A 22,330-nucleotide genomic window follows, 5' to 3' on the forward strand; every position below is an offset into this window, starting at 1 on the left:
CGTAGCTCAATAGGCAGAGCGCCCCCTTGACTCATGAGGAGAGGGGGAGGTTGGCAAAAGCGCGAGAACGGAAGCTGGGTAGCGCCCAATGACCAAGGCAGTCCGGACTGCTGGTCGCGCCGGTTCGAGTCCGCCCGCCCTCGCCAATGCTTTCTTGCGAAAACATGAATCCGATTCACCCTGCGCGCGCTAACCCCGGGGAAGCCCGACCAGGGGCGCGCAAGACGCTAAGGAGAACGGCGTGGAAATACTGATCCTGATGGCCCAGCGCAAATGCAGCTACCCCGGCGAGTACGCCCCTGAGACGCTTGGCTGCATGGCGGAAGCGGAACTGATCGATAATCCGGAGTACCTGGAGAACGAGCGCCGGAAGCACATCGATTCGGGTGAATTCGAGGCGGTCGAAATCCTTACGCTGAAGGTCGATGACGACGCCGTATCCAGCAGGCTTTTCCCGGCCCACGACCCCATCGATGCCGAGGTGCTCGAGTGAGCGCCGGCCCTGCCCTGGACGAGGCCCTCGCCAAGTGGCGCGCCGACGGCCGGCACCTGCCGGCTGAGTTTCGCGACTTTCACGATCAGAAGGCGCTGTTCAAGGCCATCCACGAGCTCGTGGCGGTGACAAATCACGAGTACGTCAAAGACATCTCCTGGGTGGAGGGTCATTGCTACGTGATCGACATCTTTCTCTGGTTCATGGCGCGCCACGGGTATGTCCTTCAAAAGAGCCGCGCCCGACTCCCCTTCGAGGATCTCGAGCAGCGCATCCAGGCGTGCGAGAAGCGCCGCCAGGCCTCTGTCCTGTCGCTTATGGGGGATGCCGCAGATGGCTGAGCCGTACCCCGGCGATACGGTCGAATGGGAGGGCAGCACGAAGGCCCCCTTGCGCGGCGTCCTGGTGGGGTACTCCAAGCACGGCAAGCCGCGGGTGCGCCGGTGGCTGAAATCGAAAGACGGCTTCGGCCCCTTGCAGACCGTGGACTGCGTCAGGGTCGTACCTGGCGATCCATGGGGAAACGCCCAGGCCGACAAAACAACCAGGAATGAGGAGTCTCAGGCGTCATGCGAGACCGAGCAGGAACAAGAGTGAGCGCGCAGCATCCGGCCCCGCTCACGCCCCGCGAAGGGCCTGAGCCGCGTGCGCATGTGCTGCCAAACACGGCCGTACTGAAGGTCGGCGCATGGTACTGGGTGGAGCGCGAGGACGCCCGCTGGCTTGGGTGCGTCATGCGCATCGGCTCGAATTTCGCCGATCTGGAGGGCCCCGGGAATGCTCGACGCACCCTGTCTACCAGAATTCACCTGGAGCAGGCCGGTGAGCTGCTCATGCCCGAGCCCGACGCGGCGCGGATCATCAAGGAGCGCATAGGCGATTACCAGCGCCAGATCAATGCACAGCTCGAGGAGGTGCGCCGTATCACCGCAGCCCTCGGCCTTGGTCCGCAGGATGCGCTCGAGCGCGCGCCAGATGACGCCCCGGGACAGGCCCTGGCCGTACTCAGCTCCCAGACCGACATCAGGCGCCATGCCCAGGCGCTGGAGAAAGCCAAGGAGGTGACGTTGCCCGCGCTTTTCGCCGAGATCGGCGCGCTCAACGAAACCATGGCGCTCTGGATGCAGGCCGAGGCGCTGCCGCTCAAGGCCCAGACACAGGGATTTCAAGCCCATATCGATCAGATCGAAGATCGCATCTTCAACGTCTCTCTCTACGCGGGCCTGACCGAGTCCGTCGTTCAGTGCTGCGCCGGCACGCCGGCAGGCATGCACGAGAAGCTCCATGTCATGCAAAGGCGCCTGTACATGGATGAGGAGTGCCTGCTCGGGTATCGCCTCGGCGGGATGTCGTTCGAGCATATCGCCGACTTCGACGCCTGGTTGTGCGAGCCCGAGAACCGGGACCGCATCCTGCCGTTCGCGCGCTGTATCACCGCCATGCGAGTGCGGCGCCACGAAAAGTACCGCGAGGGTGACGGCACGCTCAGGACGAGCCTGATTCAAATTGAGCTGGCCGAGCTCGACAAGTCCACCTTCCTCTATATCAGAAACGGCGAGCAGGTCTACCGCCTGACCTGCGATCTTGACTTCGATGAGCTCATCTTTCCGGATCACACGGTGTTCAGCGACGCTGAGCCGCTGATGTTCGAGGTGTTCGCCGGGCGGGTCAGCAAGTTCATGACCAGGCGCGAGTACGAGGATCGAGTGGCGACAAGGGACCGGCTCCTGGCCGAGCGAAAGGCCTGGGAGTCCGCCAACCCGAGAAGGCAATGGGAGGCGCGCAATCCCGGCAGGTCCTATCATTTTGCCGGCCCCCAGGTGGATCGATTCGATCGCCTCGATGCGTGGGAGCCCTTCGACCCCTCCAGCCTCTACTACGACGAGGCTGCCCGGGTGGTCGCCGCCCAGATCAAGCTCCACAACCGCATCGCGCTGATCATTCAGGGGCTGTTCGATCGCTCCGACGTCCTGCACCCCCACCCGCCGGTCAAGATCTGGACGCCCGAGGGTTTCGCTGCGGCCGTCGAGCTTGTCTATGACGGCACGCGCACGCTGGGCCATGGCGAGAAGCCGGATTTCGAGGCCTACCGCGCCCGCCTGAATGCCTCGATCGGCAAGAACTGCGTGCTCGCGGGGCAGGAGGATTACTGGGAGCGCAAGGAGGCGGAGAAAGAATCCCGGCGCATGGACGCGGACATGCGCATCAAGGGTGAATGGCGCCCCACGCGACATCGCCCCTACGGCAACCCGGGCCCCGGCACGCTCGCGCGAGCGCGCAGCTGGCAGCCAAAGAAACGCAGCGCGGTATTCTCCTGGTATCGGGAGCGCCAGACCTATGACTGGAACAATGAACCTGTTCGCGCAACGATCACGGTGCCGGCCGATGAGCTCCTGAACGTGTCGGCCTACACGCCTGGGGATTACAGGCAGTTCTTCGAGGATCCGCGCACTCGCCAGGAGTACCTGAAGTGGGCGCCCTTGCTGCTGCTCGCCGAGGAATACCATGCGGGCAATCTCGAGGCCCAGGATCCGGTCCCCTCCAAGGGGGGCTGACGCCTGCCCTGGCGAAGGGCGCCCGGGGTCTTTCTCTCCTGAAAAGTCCCTATACAAAGCGCACAAGAGCAAGGCCAAGAGGAGCCAGATATGTTTGAAGTTCTACACGATTCCGGGGAGATTCCGGCCCGCACATGGAATGCCTTTGTCGCCGACACCGGGTGCTGGCACAACAGGCTCTGCGAGGAAGTGGTGGTCGAGGAGGTTCGCGACGGGCTGCCTTCCGTGCTGCTGCGCGACAAGATGGTGCCGTCAGACGCCGATGCCGTGCGAATCCGCTGCGGCTGGGTACGGGCTCTCGATACGCAGAGCGACCTGCGGGTCCGCCTGAACACCTATTTCGCCAACTGGATCGAGCGCCACGCAGGTCTTCTGCATGTACGCCTGGATCCGATGATGAACCACGGCGCCCGCGCCGTCGCCTGAACTCCCTGCCTCATTCAGCCACCTCTCCCGAGGTGGCTTTTTCATGTCGCCACCCCGCCTGAGAAAGCAGGCGGCTCAGTCTACCAGCAGGCTTCGTGCCTGCGCCCAGGCTCGCCTTGTTTCCGCCCGGATGCGGCCTATCGATGGCCCCGCATGGGCGGCAAACGCCGCGTGAAAGGCGCGTGTCTGCTCCCTGGAGAGCGTGACGCACTCGCCGGAGGCCAGCGCCTGCTCAGCGAGCCGCCTCAGGCTTTTCACGCCCTGGCTCTCCGGCGCTCCCGGCGGTCAATCTCCGCCGCGATCAATGCGCCCGCCTTCTCAAGGTTTCGAATCGGGTCATGCGAGGGCTTCCACCAATGCGCATCCCAGGGCCACCGCGCCGGTACCCCGCGAGCATCGAGGGTATTGTCTTGTGTCGCCTGGAGCGCGTAGCAGGCTGCGGCCAGAGACAGATCCCCCTGACCACGTTCATCGTCGTGATCCGGCGTCCAGCCTTCCTGCTCGATCTGGCGCTGACGCTCGCTTGTGATTCGCTCGATTCCACTCACTGCACACCTCCGGTTGAATTGGTTCGTATAACAAGGCCAGCGCCCTGAGGTGTTAGTCCCCGGGCGCTGGGCTGTATAGCGAATATTGAAGGAAGGGCAGGGGGCGAGGCCGGATGCGCTCCGGCAACCTATGACTCCCGAGCGCTGCCGCTAAACGGGAGGTATGACTACCGATACTGCGGCCGAAACAAGCGGCCTCAGGCGGCTATGCGCCGCGCTTGATGTCGTCGGTGATGAGCTTCACCAGGTCGTCGATCGTGGCTATGGTGCGAAGCTCCTCGCCAGGCAATCCGGCTTGCATGGGCTGCTCTCCGAGCCTGCACTCCAGCCACCACCATTCAAGCCATCCGCCAATCCCATAAGCCGCATCGAGCGCGCCCTTATAGGCGCCGGCCATGGCCCATACGTTGGAGCAGAGGTCGCTTTCCGGCGAGACCCCGAGCAGATCGCTGAGCCGATCCAGGGCCCCGTCCGCACCGCTCACGGCGGTGTGAAAATCGCGCGCCGCTTTCTCGATCAGCGCCAGGCTCGCGCCTGGGGTGCCGTCTCCTGTCGCGCAAGTGCTCACGTCGTGGGAACCCATACGGCCCGCCCTATCGTTTCGATCACGCGCTGCTCTTGCTTGCCGCAGTAGCTGCAAGATCGGGTGTCTCCGCGCTCCTCCCAATGATGAGCGCGATCCCCGTGGATGGCGCAGACGCCAATGCGCATGTACTGCTCCCACCACTCCCGGGTGATTTCTTCCCAGTGCGCGGTGTCGAATGCCGGGCCGTACGCGTAGCCGTCCAGGTTCCCTGCAAGCAGGCACAGATTTCGCAGCATCCGGCCGTGAAACCATCGCTCTGCGCTATCGGTGATGTCCATGTGGCCGATGTAGAGCACCGGCCTCTCACGGTCGATCCCCGTCGCTGCGTTCCATGTCCCGCGCCAGATCTGCACACCGTAGGGCCTCTCCTTCACCCAGCGGTAGAGCTGCCATGAATGGAAATCGGCTTTGCCGCGAACAGCGGGCCTGATGGCGGCAGCCTCGATGCACGGCATGGCGCCGCCCGTCGAACCGAGAGGCTCGCTTTGCCGGCCGCCATGCTCAGGCGTGCGCACGGGCGGACCGACCCGGCGCTGGCGCCCTGCTGTGTTTCGTTCAATCTCGCTCATGCTCTTTCTCCGAATCCGGGGTTGTGGCGTCATCAAAGGTCTGCGTACACGATGCCGTAGCACGCCTTGCAGACCTCTCCGCCCTCCAGAGGCCCTGGCTTGTGGCACCGGGCGCACCGCTCTTCGGTGGCGGGCAGCGCGTTGAGATAGCCACACACCTCCTCGTCACTGGTCATCAGGGTTTCGCGCAGCGCTTCGTTTTTCTCAATCATTGAGCAATCCTCCATCATCAAGGCAGGTAGACTTGCCGCCCTTCATTATCCGGACCCACCCAGGCACGCATTTCCCTGAGCGCACGCCCGAAGGCCATCGCGCATCCCGGAGGGCCTCCGTTATTGCTGTAACGCCAGGCATTAGGGTACTCATCCTCGGGGAAAACGGCGCGCATTAGCTCGTGGTACCCGATTCCCGGGATGTACGATTCACGGATCCTGGTTTTAATCGGTATCGATTTCATCAGTCGAAAAGGTTGTTGATCCGGGGTTTGTTGGGTATCGGCTACTTCTCGCGCTCAGCCGTTCGCCTTGCGAGCCTGGCGCCGCCGTTTGGCTTGAGCGCGCATGATGGCCGCCCCCCGGTCCGGCGCCTCGATGATAAACAGCTCGCACTGCGCATAGTCGGGATCGTCGGGCCGCCCGCCGGTGGTCCAGCTGCCATCAGGAAAGCGTGCGACGGTCCATTCTTGGGCGCTGGGCTTGCCTTTCGGGGGCCAGATATCGCCAGGGCGCGGCGCCTTTCTGTAGGCGCTCGCAATCAACAGTAGAGTAGACCCAGTATAGCACAGGTAACGACTGTCGGTCCATGAATATGAACCATGGTTCAAGATAAGTGAACCCGGGAAGTTGTCTGAGCGCGCAGCATCCAATGCTGTCGCGGCCCTGAGGCCAGAGAAGGGGTAGAGCCAATCCCCGCTCGCGCGGGGGAGACTGACAAATGCGGTCCTCCGGGCTGCGGATCTGCGGTCGATCCCCGCTCACGCGGGGGAGGCCGGGAGCAACTCGATGTCTGGATCCGCGGCCAGGGTCGATCCCCGCTCACGCGGGGGAGACATCCTCAAGAAACACCTCAACGACCCGGCCTACGGTCGATCCCCGCTCGCGCGGGGGAGACGTGGCGTCGAGGCGGTATAGCTACAAATACAAAGGTCGATCCCCGCTCACGCGGGGGAGACCATGACCTGCGCCATGAAGCCACATCTCGTATGGGTCGATCCCCGCTCACGCGGGGGAGACGTTCGACTTGCGTTTTAGGGCATGCACCATGTGGGTCGATCCCCGCTCACGCGGGGGAGACGCTCCGATCGCCGTACCTTTCCCGCCAATTTCAGGTCGATCCCCGCTCACGCGGGGGAGACCCAGGACGCAGGCGCCGGGCGCGGTGAGGGTTGGGTCGATCCCCGCTCACGCGGGGGAGACACGCAAGGTGACCCTGGCCGAGGTCCTGAAGGAGGTCGATCCCCGCTCACGCGGGGGAGACTCCTCATCGTCATCCGTGCATGCCGCACGGTAGGGTCGATCCCCGCTCACGCGGGGGAGACGCTTCGCGAGGGTTTCGTTGGTGATAATCATCGGGTCGATCCCCGCTCACGCGGGGGAGACTATGTGCATAATTAAATCCTCTTAGCTAAGTGGGGTCGATCCCCGCTCACGCGGGGGAGACATCTCGCGATCTCGATACGGGAATGCCCCTGGCGGTCGATCCCCGCTCACGCGGGGGAGACATCACCTCGACCGTCGCCCCGGCCAGGGAAGAGGGTCGATCCCCGCTCACGCGGGGGAGACACCGCAGTAACCCCGCCAAACATTGACATTGGGGGTCGATCCCCGCTCACGCGGGGGAGACTCGGGATTCCGAGCCCAGTACGCTGATGTACTGGGGTCGATCCCCGCTCACGCGGGGGAGACCGAGAGGCCAAGAACCTCTGCCGCAGCTCTTGGGGTCGATCCCCGCTCACGCGGGGGAGACGAAGACCGGACACGCAAGCTGACTCCAGGCAAAGGTCGATCCCCGCTCACGCGGGGGAGACGTGTGAAGAACTCTCGCTCGAAGAGTGCGCGGCGGTCGATCCCCGCTCACGCGGGGGAGACTGAGTATCGGCCGGCAGTCATTGCGGGCGTATCGGTCGATCCCCGCTCACGCGGGGGAGACGTAGTTGGTCGCCTGGAGGGGCGGCTATCAGAGGGTCGATCCCCGCTCACGCGGGGGAGACCGCGATCCGATCTCTCGATAGCTTAGCCCCTGCGGTCGATCCCCGCTCACGCGGGGGAGACGCATAAGCAAAGATGCCGCCGCCAACAATCATGGGTCGATCCCCGCTCACGCGGGGGAGACGTAGTTGGTCGCCTGGAGGGGCGGCTATCAGAGGGTCGATCCCCGCTCACGCGGGGGAGACGTCGAAGTCACCAAGCTTTGCCGGCTTCGGTGGGGTCGATCCCCGCTCACGCGGGGGAGACTCTATCGCATAAGCGACTGTTACTACGAAGATTTTACCTAGTTGTTAAAGAGCGTGATCAATCAGGGGATGCTGCTCTTCGCGCCAGTAGCAGACCATCAACATCGATCAGGGTGACCGGCGGACTGCCGAGCACTCGCATCGCCTGACCTCCAGGCATTTCCTTGTCCTGCCACAGCATGACTATCGACGCCTCTCTTTCGTTGACAAACCATTCCTCAAGTACGCCCCACACGCGATCCCTTACTGCGGGGGAGATACGCGGGGCGCTGTACACTCCGGGTGCCACCTCGAGCATAGCTGAGGCCAAAAAACCACGCACACGAGGCGATACATTACGAGTCACTACTGCGGTCATCGACATCGAGTAACTCCTTAATCCGGTCGATCATTCGAGGAATGATCTTTTCCTGGCGGAATAGTCGCACTGCTCTGCGTCGCACCTCTCGCTCCATGCCGTCTGCCTTGCCGTCTTTCATCGCCTGAACAGCCCCAAAGGCCAACGGCAAGGTGACGTCTATTCTCCAGAGGTCCGCGATGTCGAGCGTAAATGCATTGCTCGAGTGCTCATGAATAAATCCCAGAGGAGGTAGCGCGCCAACAGCTGCTACGGAAATATCGGCAGCCGCCTCAACGAACGTCGCCGCGTGATTGATCGCTTGATTTGGCAGATCCGCAGAGTTCGGGTTCGCCCTGTCGTATCGCCGCCCGCGCCATTCAATTCCGAACTGTCGCGCCACAAGCTTATAACTTTCCTTGACGCGCGCACCTTCTATACCGCGCAGGGTCTCAATGTCGCGATGTGGCAGTACCCGACCAAACCGCCAGGCGTATAGCCGTCGAGCCAGTCTCAGACGCTGCTCAGGATCAGCCCAGCTCTGCGCATGCCGGCGCGCAACATCCGAACGGCTCTTTCCCATCGGAGGCGCGGTGTAGCTCTTAACGCCCCCTTCACCAACAGCTGCAATCAACACGCCGTGGCGAGCACAAAGCCGCAGCACGTCGTGTGTAAGACTGGTGCCAGGGCCTAGAAGCAGCATGGTGACTGCCTGATACGGAATAGCGTACTGGCCGGCATCCAGAGCCTGGCTTTGCGCTGCCAAAAAGATCAAAGTGCCGTCCTCCACAGAAAGCCTGCCGTAGTCCAGCCACAACAGTCCATGCCGGTCGGCATGAGGGATGCGTGATGCCGCCAACCCTAACCGCCCATGCAGCAGCCCCGGCGAAGAGCTCATGCAGGAGGGGACACTAAAGCCATGCCGAACCCGAAAGTCCTGTGCCGTCCAATGCCTCGCATCAAAAGCTCAGAGAATCGCTGAGGGTCTGAGATCGACGCTTGCGCCACAAACAGTACGCTTGGGCGCTCGATGGTCGCCAGGCGCTTCGTGCCATCATGGATCCGTCTCTGCATGCTTTGACGCGCCCGCATACCTCGCAGCTCGATAAGCTCGAAGTCCAAGGCGCCTTCCCAGCGCCGCAGAAACCAGTCCTGATAGACCTCGCCGCGCTTCGGCGCCACGTCATCAGCACGATCCAAGGCGCGCAGGAATGCATCCTTCTCCTCCGCGCCACGCCTCTCAACCGGACACGCAAGAACTTCCACTTGCAGCCGCTGACCGACAGTCCAGCGTCCGGGCATGGGCTTGCTGACTACTCCGTCCGCCTGAAGGGCCGCCCACGCCTCCGGCGGAGCAAATGCCTGCGCATGCTCGAGCAACTGTTCGTGACTTACGACAGAGTACCCAAGCACTTCTCCTTTTCGCTCAAAAAAGCGAAACGGCTTCGGCGCATGCTCGCCAAAAAGCGTGGTCAGCAATAGGTGCAGGCTGTATCCAAACCCTTCATCACCCTGAGTAACGCCATGTGATACTGCAAAACGCAGCAGCGCCTGCGGGTTCAAGGGCAACCGAACGAGATGTGACATACTCATGCCATCACCTCCAGGAAACCCTGCGCGTAACGCCGGCTGCCCCGGTGTATGTTGCCCACCCAGTCCCGAAGGTCATACCGCTCCTCGACCTGGGTAGCCTCACCCTCATCGATCGGCCATTGGGCTTGTATGCGCTCTGGCCGCCGACGCGATCCGATATCTGCAAGCGGCTCCCTTGCCAGCGCTTCTTTCACGCTCTCGGCCTGTCTGCGCCCGGCGAACAGCGGTCCCGCCGGCAGGCAATTCTTACGGCCGAAGAACGGGGGTCTCGCGGGCTCTTTCAGAGCCGCCTCCAAGTCACTGATGGAGAGATCACCTTCACCGTCAAGCGTCAGCGCCACAGTAAGGACCCCGTTCGCCCAGTAATCGCGCTCCCGGATATGCGTACCTTTCTTCGCATCACCGCCTTTGCGCTTCTCGGCCTGCCCACGCGTAGTCCACCCCGTGTCGAGCAGGAAATCCTGCCCCAGATCCACAGTTTGGTATTCACGCATAGGCTCAGGCTCAGCGTCCCAGCGAGCCGCAAAGCGTAGACGATCTTGAAGCTCCTGCTGACGATCAGTGTCGTGATAGCTCCATCCCAGGGTATTACCGAGCAGCCCGGTGAGCATCGATGCGGCCGGAAACCGCCAAGTGGGGTTTCTCTGATCGACCACGACCGCACCAAAGCTCATCATCGGCGCGTCAAGACGTAAGATCAGGCAATCCATAAAAGCATCTCCGTGTTTTTAAGCGCCAAAGATCGCGTCGAGCGTTGCGTTCACGGCTTGCGGGACAGGCTGCTTGTCCGGCAGCCCCGCGGACCCCTCGAACACCGTAGACATGTGGCGGACCCCTTCGCTCGGGCTTCCGTACATGCCATCGAGCTGCGCCACGTACTCGCCCAGCCGCCCGATGGCTTCCCGGCGCAAATCACCGCGAAACGGCAACGCCTCGATGAACGCGTTGCTCAACGCGCGCGGCTGCTGCGCGCCAGTCTCAAACAGCGAGAAGTCGGCGTGCGCGTAAGGCGCCGTACTGCCGAGCTTGGCTCCGGGGCTTTTTTGGAGGATCGCGGCGATCAGCGCTCTGAGTATCTCGCGAGCCCGCGACGAATCCTGGTCTCGCCAGTCCTTGCGCTCGCAACCGGTGAGGTTGGACATCAGCAAGGGAATGTCGACCACTACATATCCGTAGAATACGCCGGCTCCGAGCTCGCTTTGGTTGGCATGAGCGGCGCCTGTCTCATCATCCCGATTGAGGTCGTCGACCACGGTAAAATAGTCGATCTCGGTATTAGCGGCATGCACTGTAAGCGCATGCGCCACATGGACCGGGGCGTCGACACGCGCAAGGAGGTCAGAGGTGACCATACGGCCAAACAGGCTCGCGGTCAGTCCCTCCGTGCCCAGCGCCGACTTGCGCAGAGCCTGGAGATTGTCTTTCCCGATCGCCTCGACGAGCGCCTCGCCAGCTACCTTCGCAAGCTCCTTGTCGACCTTCTCGCTCTGCTCCTTGCTCGCCACCTCCTGAATATGAGGCTCTTGGCTCACCGCTTTTAGCAGGGAAACGAAGTAATCCGCCTCAGCCAGCCCGAACAGGATCGGCTGATTAAGGTCTCCTCCCTTCTTGACCCCGCCTTTTACGACAACCGCGGCCAGAGGCTCGATGAGTCGCTTAGCGAGGTCTTCCGGCACGCCCCCGGCGACCGCCTTGGGCAGGACGGTGCGCGTGAAGAACGAGCGGGTGCGTTGGCCGTCCTGAATCTCGGGCAATTGCGCAGCAAGACTCTCCCGCCAATGGCGCTTCTGGCACTGCGAGGATACGCGCAAGCGCATGCTGTTCCCGAAAGGAATGCGCTTCTGTAGGCCGGCATCGTCACGGTTGAGAAGGCTGGCCGGATAGCTGGTCAGTGTGTGGATCTGCAAGAACATGGTTCATTACTCCATAAGGATGGTTGATGATTCAGCCGACCGTGTGGCTATGTCGGTAGTAGCTGCTGGCGATTCGCCGGTTCACCGCCTCACGCTTCTCTGCGTCTCGAGTGAGCAGGTAGTGAGCGAGCTCCGAGAAATTCCAGCGCTCGCCCTTGGCCGCCAGAAACCGCACAGCCGCCTGGCAAAGTCTCGCGCGCACCTCTTCTGGAGCAGAGAGCATCTGCTCGAGACGCGCCTCAGAGAACCGCGCCTCTGCCAGCGCCTGGCCCAGAGGGCGTGAGGGTTGGTGTGAGGCGCCGCCGGCCGAAGCCAGCGCCCACGCGACACACGACCACGCCATAGTCTGAGAGTCGGACGGCGGATCCTGACGCAGGTGACACATCCACAACCGGTAGTACGCCAGCGGAGTGGGCTGCCCAGGGGCCCAGCGCTTAAGGGCTGCTCGGTCGCTGCTCGGGTAGTGGGCGCTCGAAAACAGCGCGGCGATTCGCCCGACCAGCGCGGGCAGGCCTGGTTTGTGCTCGCCACCCTGCTCATCAGGCGCGGCATCGGTAACAGATGTCATGCGGTCTTCTCCAGATCAGGCGCAGCTTCTGGCAAAAGGTGGTGCTTACGAAGTGCGCGGGTTAGTTCTGCGTGAGAGCGTGTCAGCGCCCTCCAGCGCCTGCTTCCAGGTGTCGGCAGTCGCTGCACGGCCGTATCCAGAAGCTCCCGGGTTATAGCGACCAGCTCCCTGCGCCAGTTGCTGAATACGGTTTCGGTGGGTTCATCAAAAGCACGCCAGAGCGCTGGGTAATAGTGCTGCGGCCAGCTTTGCTCGAAGGCGCTTGCGCTTGCGTCAACCCAAGACTTAATCGCCTTTTTTTGAAAGTCGGCCTGGCCGGGCCCGCCTTCCGCGAGGATAAAGAGCGCTGTTCGTAGCGCCCCGGCCGCGTTTTTCGCATCAGCGAGAAGATCCTGGGCGCATTTGGCACCGCGCTCGCGCGCTGAGGCACCCTCCCGGCTAAACAAGGCCGCCTTCACCTTGGCCGGCACGGGTAATTCGAGCCTGTGAAACCCCTCTGTCTTGCCTTGGCCTCGCGCCAGCGCGCTGGCTATAAGCCACCCCGCGGTGCCGCCCGCCCTGGCTTTTTGCAGAGCCGTGAGTTCGAACCCCTGCTCGAAAAGCAGGTTTGTTACAAGCTTTGGGGTAAAGCCGCTTTTTGAGACGTTGAGAGCGACGGGCTTTTCCTTTTGCAGGTTAAGCGGAATCCAGGGATCGCCCACATCGCCTTCCTCCATGCTCTTGGGCCCGATCTGCCGTCCCTTGCGAGGGGCATTCAGTGCCACCACCCCGCCGGCCGTATTCGGTCGTAGCCGCACCGTCCGACATGCCTCGATGAAACAGGGATCCAATCCCTGAAGCGCGTCTTCGTATTGGTGCTCACTTCGGCCCCATGGTTTTACCCACGTGAGCACATGCCCATCGTCACGGTAGCCGTAACGCATCAAGAGGTCTTTGCGCATATCGCGCACCAGCATCGCCTCTTCCTGAAAACGTCGGGCAGGGTGGCGGTCGGAGGTCCAGGACACAATCGGGCGATTGCCAGTCCCGGTATACATGCGCACGACACCGTACCCCTTGCCGAGGTAGCCATTTGTGGTCTGGTGCATCAGGAGCGCAAACAGCCAGGCTTCGACATCCGCGTCAGATACTCGACAGGCTTTAACGTCGTGATTCCTGGAGGTGAGCACCACATCCAGCTGATCGGGGGTATGCGCTTTGATTTTGATGCTCTTCACACGACCCTGGTCGTCAAATTTGACACCATAGGCTTCAGCCTCATCCTTCCAGCTGCTCCATGGGTGTTGCAGGAATGCGGGCTTGGTCACGTCCTCCTCAAGTAGATGCCAGGCCGAAGCCTGCCCCTCGGCCAGCTCAAGAAGCCCGTCGCGCCAATACGAGACGTCAACGGGGAGCGTGTCAGTGGGATGGCGCGCCAGAATGGCAGCGGCGAGCTGAACCAGAAACACATGCCACGAGTCGCTTTGATGGGCTCGCAGGCCTGTATATCCGTCGATCCGCCCCTCAGAGAGCAACGCAAGAACCTCCGGAAGGCTCGCGCTTCGCGGCTCGTCGTCAATCAACACCCCGATCAAGGGGTCAGTCAGTAAGTCGTGCATCTTCCTTTTCCAGGCCGAATCTGGTGTATGTAAATGCGTGCCCCTCGACAGTGATTCGAAACCCGCCCTCAAAGGGCTGAGCCTCGACCTGCTCTGGTGTCGCGAGGCTGTATAGGTAATATGCGGGGATGTTTACCCTCTCGATCATCGAGCCGATCGGCGACCTCGTCGGCGTCACCAACGCAAGCTCGCAGGAGGGGTCTCCCAGCCGACTGGTGACCCGCTCCTCGTCGGCGGAATAGTGGAGCTCTCCGAAAGGCTGAGGCTCGAGGGAGTTACGCATGGCCTGGCGGATCTCCGCCAGGTACGCCCCTTGGATGTACTGAGCGTGTGTCTCCCACACCTGCGGCAGGGCTGCCCACGCCTCAGGGTGCGTGGTTTGCTCGATGCGCTGACGGTTTTGCTCGGGAATGACGAGACGAGGGTTGTTTCTCAGGCTGGCCAAGGTGCATTCAAGCACCCGACCGTCTGCATAGACCGAGCCAAGCCCAGCAGGGCCCCTTAGCTGCCCCCCGGGGTGCAGGTACTCATGCAGCGCTTTACTGGGTACACGAATCAGGACCTTCGGCGTGCGGAAAGACGCCGGACGGTTCTCGCGCAGATGCCTGTGCAGCCGGCCCAGGCGCTGTAGGAGCACATCCATCGAGGTGATGTCAGTGATCAGCCAATCCGCGTCGATATCAAGGCTCTGCTCCAGGGTTTGTGTGCCGATGAGCAGCACAGGCCCATCAGGCGATCCCTTGCCGAGCCTGCGGGTAACCTCGGCATCCATCCTCTCCCTGTCCGCGCGGGTGTAGCGCCCATGATGTGGGCAGCGAACACCGTCGATTGCAAACACCGCGTCGAGAAGCTCAGGAGCGTGCCTGGATAGGTGTGCCTCAACAGCCCTTAGCATGGCCGTCGCGCGCTTCACGGTGTTGCAAATAACCAGTATTCTGGCGCCCTCGCGCAAAGCGCTCGTGATGTCATCGAGCAACGCATCGTCGTTTTCGAGGGTAGGGCTCAGCTCGACATCGATCACTCGCCCAGAACGATTCACAAGGACAGCCTGCTCCTGAGCGCGGGTCGTCAGGGACGGGTATGGCCGCTGCGTGGATTGCGCCAACGGGCGCAACGTGCGCTCAAAAAAGGCGCTGGCGGCCGACTCACCCAGGGTGGCTGACAACAGCAACACCCATCCGCCACGGGCAACGTGCCCTCGGATGAGCGTCGTAAGCACCTCGCGCATGTAGGCATCAGAGGCATGAACCTCATCCACCACGAGCAAGTGACGATCCAGACACACGGATCGCAGCAAGCTGTGCTTAACCTTGAGCACCGATAGCAATGCCTGATCAATGGTGCCTACCGCAACAGGCGCGGCCAGGAACCTCTTGGGGCGTTCAGATGCCCACAAGCGTTCGCGTTGCCGCGAAAGATTCTCGTCATCCCACAACACCCCTTCCGGATCAGCAAGTACCGGCGCGCCGTCCACGCGCACATAGCCGGGGGCGGCCAACAGTACAGGCCCGGGGCGGGATTCAGGCTTAAAGGCGGCCTCGATGGCCCGCAGCGTTCTGGAATACAGCTCGCGCGCCGCCACGCGCGTAGGCAGCGCGAAATAAAGCCCGTCAACCTTGCCTTCGGCGTAAAGGCGCAGAAACCATGCGAGCGCCGCCTCGGTTTTCCCTGAGCCTGTATCAGACTCCGCAAGTACAAGCTGCGTGCTCTCGTTTACCGGTAGCTCGTGGAAGAGCTGGCGCTGCAAGGGAGTAGGCTCGAAACCGAAAATCTCCAGAAACGATGCGATGTTGCGGCACTCGCCCGGGGCCAGCCCTATCTGCGATAGGGCATGCTCGGCAGCCCTCTGAGCGAAGGCGAACCGGCTCTCATCGGATTCGGGTTTGCACGGGAAGAATTGCCTATCGGAACCCACCCAATCGGCCAGCATCAGGAGGCCGGCGAATCGGTGCTGTAGCTCCGGGGTCGCGTCGATACAGGGCGTATCGGCAACGAAGGCGTCTGGAAACAGCTTGCGAGCCACGCGTGCCATATCCGCCAGCGCAGACATGGGGTCGTAGCCGTCTCTTACCTCCCAATACCTCTCAAGATCACGCAGGCCGGGTTCGCTCCAGCGAGCCGGCTTTCCGTGATGCGAGAGTGCGGCCAGGAGCATTGCAACAGCCGCCTCCTCGCCCTGGGTGAACCAGCCACAAACCTCCTGCAACAGATCCCGCCATTCCGCCGGGTAGCGCTGCTGGAGCGCTTCACTTCGCAGTAGTGCAACCGTCTCCGTCACATGCCCGGCCGTGCCGCGCCTATAGGGATTGTTCTTTACCTGAAATCCCCAGTTGCATTTCCCAATATCGTGCAAAAACACGAGCACCGCCAGCCGAACCAGCTGCCTGTCATCGAGCGTCTTTCCTTGAGTCAGTAAGCGTGCGCGCCGCCACGGCTGCCTGACCAACGCCATAAAGACCTGAGCAACATCAATGCTATGGTTGCTCAGTGGTAGCCACTCGTTCTCATCGACCCACTTGCCCCAAGGCAGTGTGTATCGTGGAGTGACTTGGGCTTCGCGGCTGCTGGGGTCCTGGTTCATGGGGGCGTATAGCGAATACCCCCACGGTCTTATCCTGACGTGGTACTGCCTGAGATATATGTGGTCTTACAGCTACTTTGGGTGGTGCCGCTTCGCCTCTTGGCCAGGAGTCTCTCTCATTGACATCCTTCCCCGGCCTGAAGGCCAGAGACCTCTATGGCGCTCAGGCGGGGCTTGTCGCGCACCGGTAACGCGCAAGGCACACGCAAGCACCGCCAGACCCTTGTTTGACTCCAACCTGTTGATTAGTAGCTATACACAAGAACGCCTTACCAGAGCCGCCTTGGCTTGAATCCCAAATCAACAGGAGTGTGTGATGATCATTAAAGAGTTGGATGATGTCGAGCCGTCAATAAAGGCCCTTGAAAGCTTGCGTGCTCGCCCTGGCGTTTCCGCGAGAACAAAAAAGAAGATTGAGCGCGAGATCCGAAACATTCGAGCCGGCGCGAAGGCAGAGAAAGGCGCCGCCTATGAAATCAATTTTCACTATGGCGCCAGCAAGAACTGGATGATTATTCATGACCTGCGTCTCGAGCACGAGAACCTTGTCGCCCAGATCGACCACCTCATCATCAACCGCTTTCTCGATATTGTCGTCTGTGAGAGCAAGAGCTTCTCGGAGGGGATAGAGATCAATGAACGTGGCGAGTACGCGGCCCTCTACCGAAACACGCCCCGCGGTATCCCTTCTCCGTTCGAGCAGAACGGAAAACACATCGAGGTGCTGCGCGCTGCATTCAAGTCGGGCTTGGTGAGGCTTCCGAGACGGCTTGGCCTCTCCATCCAACCCTCCTACAGGAACCTCATCCTGATATCCAAATATGCCCAGATCAATCGCCCCTCTACAGATATTCCGGATCTCGACAGCCTCATCAAGGTAGACCAGATGAAGCCCTGGCTAGAGAAAATGCTGGATTCGGACAACAATCCGCTAACGCTCGGGAAAGTGGTAAGCACAGATACCGTCGAGATGTTCGCGCGCTCGCTTGCCTCGGTCCACCGGCCTCTTGATTTCAATTGGGCTGCCAAATTCGGGATCTCTGACGATAAATCGAGCCCTCAAAATAAAGATACGCAAAGCGCTGAGGGGAAGAAGAAGAGCAAGCTGGCCTGCGCAAGCTGCACTGTTTCTGTGCCGTATGTGGTCGCGCAGTTCTGCTGGAAAAACAAGGCGAGGTTTGGAGGGGATGTGTATTGTCGCGACTGTCAGGGGAAGTTCTGACCAGGTGTCCGCGGCGGTTTAAGGCAAGAGAGAAGACACCCTCAACCGGTTTGATTGAGGATGTCCTGGTTGAATCAGAAGAGGGGGAGGTGGGTTACCTGCTCGCCGTCTTTCTCGCAGATCACAACAGTCACCTCGTACTCCTTCTTGGCCTTGAAGAAAGCAGCTGCTTTTTGCTGCGCCTCGCGGCTGCTGCCGGCCTCGACCTCTGTCTCTCGGCCGCGGTAAAACGCCTTGTATCCGTTCATCTCTTATCCTCTCGTCGGGGCTCCAGATCCGCATGACCTGGCTGAGCCGAAAGCACCTTTAGGGCCCTCGGCGCACTGATCTCGCATGGTATAGGGAAAACATCATGGGCGGGGTGGTTCGCCGAGCAGGCATTATCATGCCGCGCGCCAGTTCAGAGGCTCGAACGTCAGGTAGGTCTCTACTACAAGGCCGCAGAGCGGGCATTATCCCTCACCGGAATCTTCAACGTGTTACACATCTCCTGAAAGTCTCTACTACGAGGCCGCAGAGCGGGCATTATCAAGAGCCACAGAGCTCGACCGCCCATCCAGACAGAAAGTCTCTACCACAAAGCCGCAGAGCGGGCATTATCACTACGCTCACGTTCGTTTCCTTGAACAGCGTAACCGCGTCTCTACTACAAGGCCGCAGAGCGGGCATTATCACGACAGCTCTTAAAGCTCATTCTCCGGGGTGGTTCATGGGCCCATTTTCGAGCGCTCATTAAAGCTCGGCTGGCTGGAATTATAACGCTTTGATTCTGCTTGCGCCAGCGTCGCCACCACCGGAGCGCTCGCGCTCATCGCAGCCTCGAGGATATCGAGTCTGATCCAAACAATCCCGCAGTACCGCCCTGCTTAGCTCGGCGCTAGGCGATCAACGAACAAGAACCCCGCAACGCACTTTGGCGCCACAGGGTGCCACCACCTTCAAGCCCTTCAAGCATTCAATGGAGGGCAGCATCTTGTCGTCGGAAGTTATACCTTCCGACCAGGGTAGGTGGTAGGTTCTTGGGTATTTGATTTTCATGGCCAATGCCTCTCGATCCAAGTTTCCCGCTCGATCGCTCGAATCATCAAAAAAGGCCTCCCCAGTCGGATAGACTGAGAAGGCCTTGGTTGAATCAATCCTTGGGAATTACCCCTCGTCGTCCCCCGTCGAGATCCTGGCGATCTCGCGCGAATACCAGCTGTAATGCCCGTCAGGGGAGCTCACTTGCACCTCAACCACCGAATAGCGCCGCTCCGGGATTTCCTCGCCGTATTCATTCAGATCGGCCTCTTCGACAACCCAGTCGATAGTGGGGTCGCTCAACACGCCCCCGGAGGCCTCCACCTCGTCGCGCAGCTGGCGCAACACCTCCAGCTCCTTGAGGGTCGGCTTGCGCCGGCGCTCTCCGCCCTTGGTGCCCCGGGAGAACCCGTCAGGGGCGTGCGCGTCCTGATACTCCTCACGCGCCACCGCCTGCCAATCGCCGACCTGCATGTCGAGCATCATCCGCAGTCTGTCGGAGCCATTGGCCTGCGCCCATTCGTGCAACTTCTGCTGCCCGGCCGCCCTTTCTTCGCGTTGACGTTGCGCCTCCCTGGCCATCTCATCGAATTCGGCCTGAGCGCGAGACAAAGCCTCTCGCTCAACCCGATCACGCACGGCCTTGATACGAGGGTCTGCTCTTGCCTCTTTGTCCAGGGGCACGAACCGCGGCGACGGCGCTACCACGGCGCGCCTGTGTTCGCCTGAGCCGTTACTCTCAATCCAGTGCTTCTCGGGAGCCTCGAGCGCCTTGAGGATCTGCTCCTCACGCTTCTCAGCGTCGCGCTTGCGACGATGTTCCCGTACATGGCTCCGATACTTCAGCATCTCGATGACAGCCTGTGGGGAGGCCTCGGAAAGCACGGGTGGCTTGGGATCGTCCTGCCGCCGGCAGTTGTCGATAAGATCCGTCAAATCAACAACGCCTTCCTTTTCGGGGGCATCTTGAATCTCTGCCCGAAGGTCTGCGGGGATCTCGGAAAGCGCCACCTCCACGATCTGAAGGCCGTACGCCTCATTACAGGCCGCAATCGCCGCGGTGCGATCTACCTCGATATTGAACTTCATACTGATCTCCTCGCCCATTGCCGGGGGCTACCGGTTGCCAAGTGACCGCTTGGCGCGGCAGTGGAATATCCACCAGAGAGCACACATGAGAGTGGCCCCGTACTCCGGCAATTGCCCCTGCCGTCGGGGTGTCCTGGTTGCCTCCAGGCAGGTGGTAAAGCATGTTCAAACCGTAGCGCAAGTATACCCTGAAACCGCGTCCAAAATAAACGAGAAATCAACCCTAACTTCGATCAATTTGATCGATATCCGTGTATAGCCACGAGAATTTCGCTATACGGAGTTCGCTATGAAACTCCTGATAATTCAAGAAGGTCTTTAAGCATGGGAATGTTCGAGTTCGACCGCCTCCGCTGCGAGGCGACTCTGCCTGACGAGGCTGCCAACTCGCTCGAGTTCCAAACCAAGGATCTCGAGCGCAGACTCGACACCTACACCATCAGCAAAGAAGGGCGCCTCACAGGGCCTGCCGGCGATATCGCGTACCACGGCTACTTGAACTTCTATGCGGCAGATGTCTCCGGGCGGTGGTACGAGTACCGGGCAAAGTTCACAGACGGGCGCCTGGTGCATATAGAGAAAAGCTCGAGAGATTCCCGCGGATATCCGGCCGCCATCGCAGAGGAGGCCCCGGATACCGAGAAGGTCTGCGCTCGCGCCGAGATCGTCAAGCACTATCACGGACACGAGGTCCGAGCGTTCATTCCGGCCGGCCTGTGGGAGGAACATCCGTTCCCCTGGCGGTTCACGGTGCGCACCCCCACGGGCGAGCTTCATCGCTTTACTGGGATCCCGAATCAGTGTCAGAGCGCCCGCTCCGCCCTCGGAAGGGGCTGGTGGCGGGCCAAGTGGCTGGCTGACGGGAGCTTCGGCGATCGGTACCGATAGCGGCTCGATCTGAGCCGCCCCCTCCCTGATAAGAGGGGTAGGGCAGCGAGAATCAGTACGCACACCGATACCTCCGCGCATTCGGGTGCGCGAGAGAAGAGCTATGTCTTCTTGAATTGTCTCGATGGTCGGCGGGAGGTACGCACGGCGGGCCTGAGTGGTCCGGTGGGCGCCTTCTCAGGCCTGTTTCCGCCTTTATACGATTCAACCTGGGTCTGATGCTTCTCCCGCGCCTCTTGATCGGCTCGATGGGCTTGCTTCAAAGCAGCAGCGAAAGCATCGACCTCTGATTGGCTCAGCCGCGAGCTCCTCTGGCGAAGGATGTACTGCGGAACCCTACCGAGCGACAGCACGCCAGGTATCGGTGTTATGAGCTTACCGAACCCGGAGAGTGCGACCACGTTGAAGAGTTTTGCAGGCGCAACCCCCAGCACCTCCTGAACGGCTTTCAGGTGGGTCGCATTTTGCTTGAGGGGGCTGTAGAAATAGCGCTTTGAGTGCCGGTAAGCAAGCGCTTGCATCCATCTCTTATCCTCTTTCGACCCGAAAATTTGACCGTTGAGGTTCTTCACCTCGATGACGAAGATCCCCCTTCGGCAGGCAACGATCAGGTCGATCTGGGAGAGCCTCCCGTTAGGACGCTCAAGTAGCACATCGCGAAAGATGCGCGCGTCCTGCCCTTTGAGCTCCTTCTCCAGAAGCTTGTGCAGAACGTACTCGGCAAGCCAGCCCTTGCCGTGCGAGTTGTTTGTCTTGAGATAGAAAAGGCCCAGGACACTTGCCAGTGTCGCCTTGATCCAGAACCACATGCGAGATCCTCCTTTTAGGCCATGTATAGGCAAAAGGAGGAGCGGGTTGTGCGTTTTGACTGGGATCGAGCTTCTAAGACTGTCTATACTTGCCGTGCCCGCTGAAGGCTACGACATCCGCACGGTGCAGGTCTCCACTACAAAGCCGCGGAGCAGGCATCGTTGTTGGGAAGCGTTTCGGTGCCAAGTTTATCTATCTTGTCTCTACTACCAAGCCGCAGAGCAGGCATTGTCGTTCCCTAAAGGGATTTCAGAAACCGCCGCACCTCGGCCACGTGGCGCCGGCTGACCTCCAGGCGCTCCCTGGTGTCCTTGAGCACCACCTCGAAACATCCCTGCAAGTTCCTCTCCATTCCGGCGAAGCTGTTGCGCGCCACCAGGGCGTTGCGGTGAATGCGCAGGAAGGCCTCACCGAACTCGTCTTCCAGGGACTTGAGCGCCCCCTCGATCAGCACCTCTCCACCGGCATGGCGCACCGTGACGTACTTCTTGTGCGCCTGGAAATAGTAGATCTGGCTGACGGGAATCAACTCCAGGTTGCCGCGCACGCGGGCACAGATATGGCTCCGGCTGGAGTCCCCGCCGAGGCCCTCCATGGCGCCCAGCTGCGCCCGGTTGGGCCGTCTGGCGGCCCCCAGGGCACTCTTGAGACGCTCGCTGCGCACCGGCTTGAGCAGGTAATCCACCGCATGCGACTCGAAGGCCTCGAGGGCGTGCTCCTCGTAGGCCGTCACGAAGATGATCGCCGGGGGCGTGTCCATTCCGGATATGTGCCTGGCCGCCTCCAGCCCGTCCATGCCGGGCATGCGAATGTCCATCAGCACGATGTCGGGTTGCGTCTCCTCCGCCATGCGCACGGCCTGGATGCCGTTCGAGGCACTGCCGCAGGCCTCGTACCCGGAAAAGGATTGCATCAGGGCCGCCAGCCGCTCCCTGGCCGGCGCCTCGTCGTCTACCACCAGCACTTTCATCGGGCTTATACCTAAGGATATCTCCACTACGAGGCCGCAGAGCGGGCATTGTCACGTTTCGGATGGACTACGAGCGGGCGCTGGTCATCACGTCTCTACCACAAAGCCGCAG

The 22,330-nt window shown here is 61.2% G+C and carries 25 protein-coding genes and 1 CRISPR repeat array; of the genes, 7 read left to right on the plus strand and 18 right to left on the minus strand.

Going from position 1 to position 22,330, the window contains the following annotated elements; all coding sequences use genetic code 11:
* The first annotated feature begins 241 nt into the window (after positions 1-241).
* From THITHI_RS0117555 to THITHI_RS0117575, 5 genes are all read left to right on the plus strand, one after another.
* Positions 242-493: a hypothetical protein gene (locus tag THITHI_RS0117555; RefSeq protein WP_018234370.1), complete on the plus strand. Its 252-nt coding sequence runs from the start codon at positions 242-244 to the stop codon at positions 491-493.
* Positions 490-834, plus strand: a complete 345-nt coding sequence (locus tag THITHI_RS0117560; RefSeq protein ID WP_018234371.1) for a hypothetical protein — start codon at positions 490-492, stop codon at positions 832-834. The genes THITHI_RS0117555 and THITHI_RS0117560 overlap by 4 nt, the downstream gene beginning before the upstream one ends.
* The gene (locus tag THITHI_RS0117565) at positions 827-1,090 is read left to right on the plus strand and encodes a hypothetical protein (RefSeq protein WP_018234372.1); all 264 of its coding nucleotides are present in this window, start codon (positions 827-829) and stop codon (positions 1,088-1,090) included. The genes THITHI_RS0117560 and THITHI_RS0117565 overlap by 8 nt, the downstream gene beginning before the upstream one ends.
* Positions 1,087-3,048, plus strand: coding sequence for a hypothetical protein (locus THITHI_RS19525; protein ID WP_018234373.1), 1,962 nt, complete (start codon positions 1,087-1,089; stop codon positions 3,046-3,048). The genes THITHI_RS0117565 and THITHI_RS19525 overlap by 4 nt, the downstream gene beginning before the upstream one ends.
* Positions 3,049-3,138: 90 nt before the next feature.
* Positions 3,139-3,474: a hypothetical protein gene (locus THITHI_RS0117575; protein WP_018234374.1), complete on the plus strand. Its 336-nt coding sequence runs from the start codon at positions 3,139-3,141 to the stop codon at positions 3,472-3,474.
* 75 nt (positions 3,475-3,549) lie between these two features.
* Here THITHI_RS0117575 and THITHI_RS0117580 read toward each other — a convergent pair whose 3' ends face one another.
* From THITHI_RS0117580 to THITHI_RS0117635, 14 genes are all read right to left on the minus strand, one after another.
* Positions 3,550-3,732, minus strand: coding sequence for a hypothetical protein (locus tag THITHI_RS0117580; RefSeq protein ID WP_018234375.1), 183 nt, complete (start codon positions 3,730-3,732; stop codon positions 3,550-3,552).
* On the minus strand, positions 3,729-4,022 hold the full coding sequence (locus tag THITHI_RS0117585) for a hypothetical protein (RefSeq protein WP_018234376.1): 294 nt from the start codon (positions 4,020-4,022) through the stop codon (positions 3,729-3,731). The genes THITHI_RS0117580 and THITHI_RS0117585 overlap by 4 nt, the downstream gene beginning before the upstream one ends.
* 205 nt (positions 4,023-4,227) lie before the next feature.
* On the minus strand, positions 4,228-4,590 hold the full coding sequence (locus THITHI_RS0117590; protein ID WP_156820696.1) for a hypothetical protein: 363 nt from the start codon (positions 4,588-4,590) through the stop codon (positions 4,228-4,230).
* The gene (locus tag THITHI_RS0117595; RefSeq protein WP_018234378.1) at positions 4,587-5,177 is read right to left on the minus strand and encodes a hypothetical protein; all 591 of its coding nucleotides are present in this window, start codon (positions 5,175-5,177) and stop codon (positions 4,587-4,589) included. The genes THITHI_RS0117590 and THITHI_RS0117595 overlap by 4 nt, the downstream gene beginning before the upstream one ends.
* 32 nt (positions 5,178-5,209) lie before the next feature.
* Positions 5,210-5,389: a hypothetical protein gene (locus THITHI_RS0117600; RefSeq protein WP_156820697.1), complete on the minus strand. Its 180-nt coding sequence runs from the start codon at positions 5,387-5,389 to the stop codon at positions 5,210-5,212.
* Between the two features lie 299 nt (positions 5,390-5,688).
* Positions 5,689-5,934 carry a hypothetical protein gene (locus tag THITHI_RS20910; RefSeq protein ID WP_018234380.1) on the minus strand — a complete coding sequence of 82 codons (246 nt, stop codon included), beginning with the start codon at positions 5,932-5,934 and terminating at the stop codon, positions 5,689-5,691.
* A gap of 142 nt (positions 5,935-6,076) precedes the next feature.
* A CRISPR array of direct repeats spans positions 6,077-7,630; the repeat unit is 28 nt; unit sequence GGTCGATCCCCGCTCACGCGGGGGAGAC.
* A 57-nt stretch (positions 7,631-7,687) separates the two neighbouring features.
* Positions 7,688-7,993, minus strand: a complete 306-nt coding sequence (gene cas2e / locus THITHI_RS20410) for a type I-E CRISPR-associated endoribonuclease Cas2e (RefSeq protein WP_083908813.1) — start codon at positions 7,991-7,993, stop codon at positions 7,688-7,690.
* Positions 7,965-8,864, minus strand: coding sequence for a type I-E CRISPR-associated endonuclease Cas1e (gene cas1e, locus THITHI_RS0117605; RefSeq protein WP_083908814.1), 900 nt, complete (start codon positions 8,862-8,864; stop codon positions 7,965-7,967). Before cas1e ends, cas2e begins: the two co-directional genes overlap by 29 nt.
* Positions 8,861-9,559, minus strand: a complete 699-nt coding sequence (locus THITHI_RS0117610; RefSeq protein WP_018234382.1) for a type I-E CRISPR-associated protein Cas6/Cse3/CasE — start codon at positions 9,557-9,559, stop codon at positions 8,861-8,863. Before THITHI_RS0117610 ends, cas1e begins: the two co-directional genes overlap by 4 nt.
* Positions 9,556-10,269, minus strand: coding sequence for a type I-E CRISPR-associated protein Cas5/CasD (cas5e, locus tag THITHI_RS0117615; protein ID WP_018234383.1), 714 nt, complete (start codon positions 10,267-10,269; stop codon positions 9,556-9,558). Before cas5e ends, THITHI_RS0117610 begins: the two co-directional genes overlap by 4 nt.
* Positions 10,270-10,287: 18 nt before the next feature.
* Positions 10,288-11,472: a type I-E CRISPR-associated protein Cas7/Cse4/CasC gene (gene cas7e, locus THITHI_RS0117620; protein ID WP_018234384.1), complete on the minus strand. Its 1,185-nt coding sequence runs from the start codon at positions 11,470-11,472 to the stop codon at positions 10,288-10,290.
* A 31-nt stretch (positions 11,473-11,503) separates the two neighbouring features.
* Positions 11,504-12,040: a type I-E CRISPR-associated protein Cse2/CasB gene (gene casB / locus THITHI_RS0117625; protein ID WP_018234385.1), complete on the minus strand. Its 537-nt coding sequence runs from the start codon at positions 12,038-12,040 to the stop codon at positions 11,504-11,506.
* The gene (gene casA, locus THITHI_RS0117630; RefSeq protein WP_018234386.1) at positions 12,037-13,638 is read right to left on the minus strand and encodes a type I-E CRISPR-associated protein Cse1/CasA; all 1,602 of its coding nucleotides are present in this window, start codon (positions 13,636-13,638) and stop codon (positions 12,037-12,039) included. Before casA ends, casB begins: the two co-directional genes overlap by 4 nt.
* On the minus strand, positions 13,619-16,219 hold the full coding sequence (locus THITHI_RS0117635; protein ID WP_018234387.1) for a CRISPR-associated helicase/endonuclease Cas3: 2,601 nt from the start codon (positions 16,217-16,219) through the stop codon (positions 13,619-13,621). Before THITHI_RS0117635 ends, casA begins: the two co-directional genes overlap by 20 nt.
* A 316-nt stretch (positions 16,220-16,535) precedes the next feature.
* Between THITHI_RS0117635 and THITHI_RS0117640 the strand changes: the two genes are divergently transcribed.
* Positions 16,536-17,441 carry a nuclease-related domain-containing protein gene (locus THITHI_RS0117640; protein WP_018234388.1) on the plus strand — a complete coding sequence of 302 codons (906 nt, stop codon included), beginning with the start codon at positions 16,536-16,538 and terminating at the stop codon, positions 17,439-17,441.
* A gap of 74 nt (positions 17,442-17,515) precedes the next feature.
* On the opposite strand, the gene THITHI_RS20710 is transcribed toward THITHI_RS0117640, so the two are convergent.
* Together THITHI_RS20710 and THITHI_RS0117650 are read right to left on the minus strand one after the other, a co-directional pair.
* Positions 17,516-17,689 carry a hypothetical protein gene (locus tag THITHI_RS20710; protein WP_018234389.1) on the minus strand — a complete coding sequence of 58 codons (174 nt, stop codon included), beginning with the start codon at positions 17,687-17,689 and terminating at the stop codon, positions 17,516-17,518.
* Positions 17,690-18,587: 898 nt separating this feature from the next.
* Complete coding sequence (locus tag THITHI_RS0117650; protein WP_033337305.1) at positions 18,588-19,550, minus strand: hypothetical protein; 963 nt, start codon at positions 19,548-19,550, stop codon at positions 18,588-18,590.
* Between the two features lie 324 nt (positions 19,551-19,874).
* Between THITHI_RS0117650 and THITHI_RS0117655 the strand changes: the two genes are divergently transcribed.
* A complete protein-coding gene (locus THITHI_RS0117655; RefSeq protein WP_156820698.1) occupies positions 19,875-20,438 on the plus strand; it encodes a hypothetical protein in 564 nt (187 codons plus the stop codon).
* 101 nt (positions 20,439-20,539) lie between these two features.
* On the opposite strand, the gene THITHI_RS19530 is transcribed toward THITHI_RS0117655, so the two are convergent.
* A complete protein-coding gene (locus THITHI_RS19530; protein WP_018234392.1) occupies positions 20,540-21,247 on the minus strand; it encodes a nuclease-related domain-containing protein in 708 nt (235 codons plus the stop codon).
* 239 nt (positions 21,248-21,486) lie between these two features.
* Entirely contained in the window at positions 21,487-22,218 is a 732-nt protein-coding gene (locus THITHI_RS0117665) for a LytR/AlgR family response regulator transcription factor (protein ID WP_018234393.1), read from the minus strand.
* Positions 22,219-22,330 lie beyond the last annotated feature (112 nt).

This window comes from Thioalkalivibrio thiocyanodenitrificans ARhD 1, assembly GCF_000378965.1.
Classification (GTDB): domain Bacteria; phylum Pseudomonadota; class Gammaproteobacteria; order Ectothiorhodospirales; family Ectothiorhodospiraceae; genus Thioalkalivibrio_A; species Thioalkalivibrio_A thiocyanodenitrificans.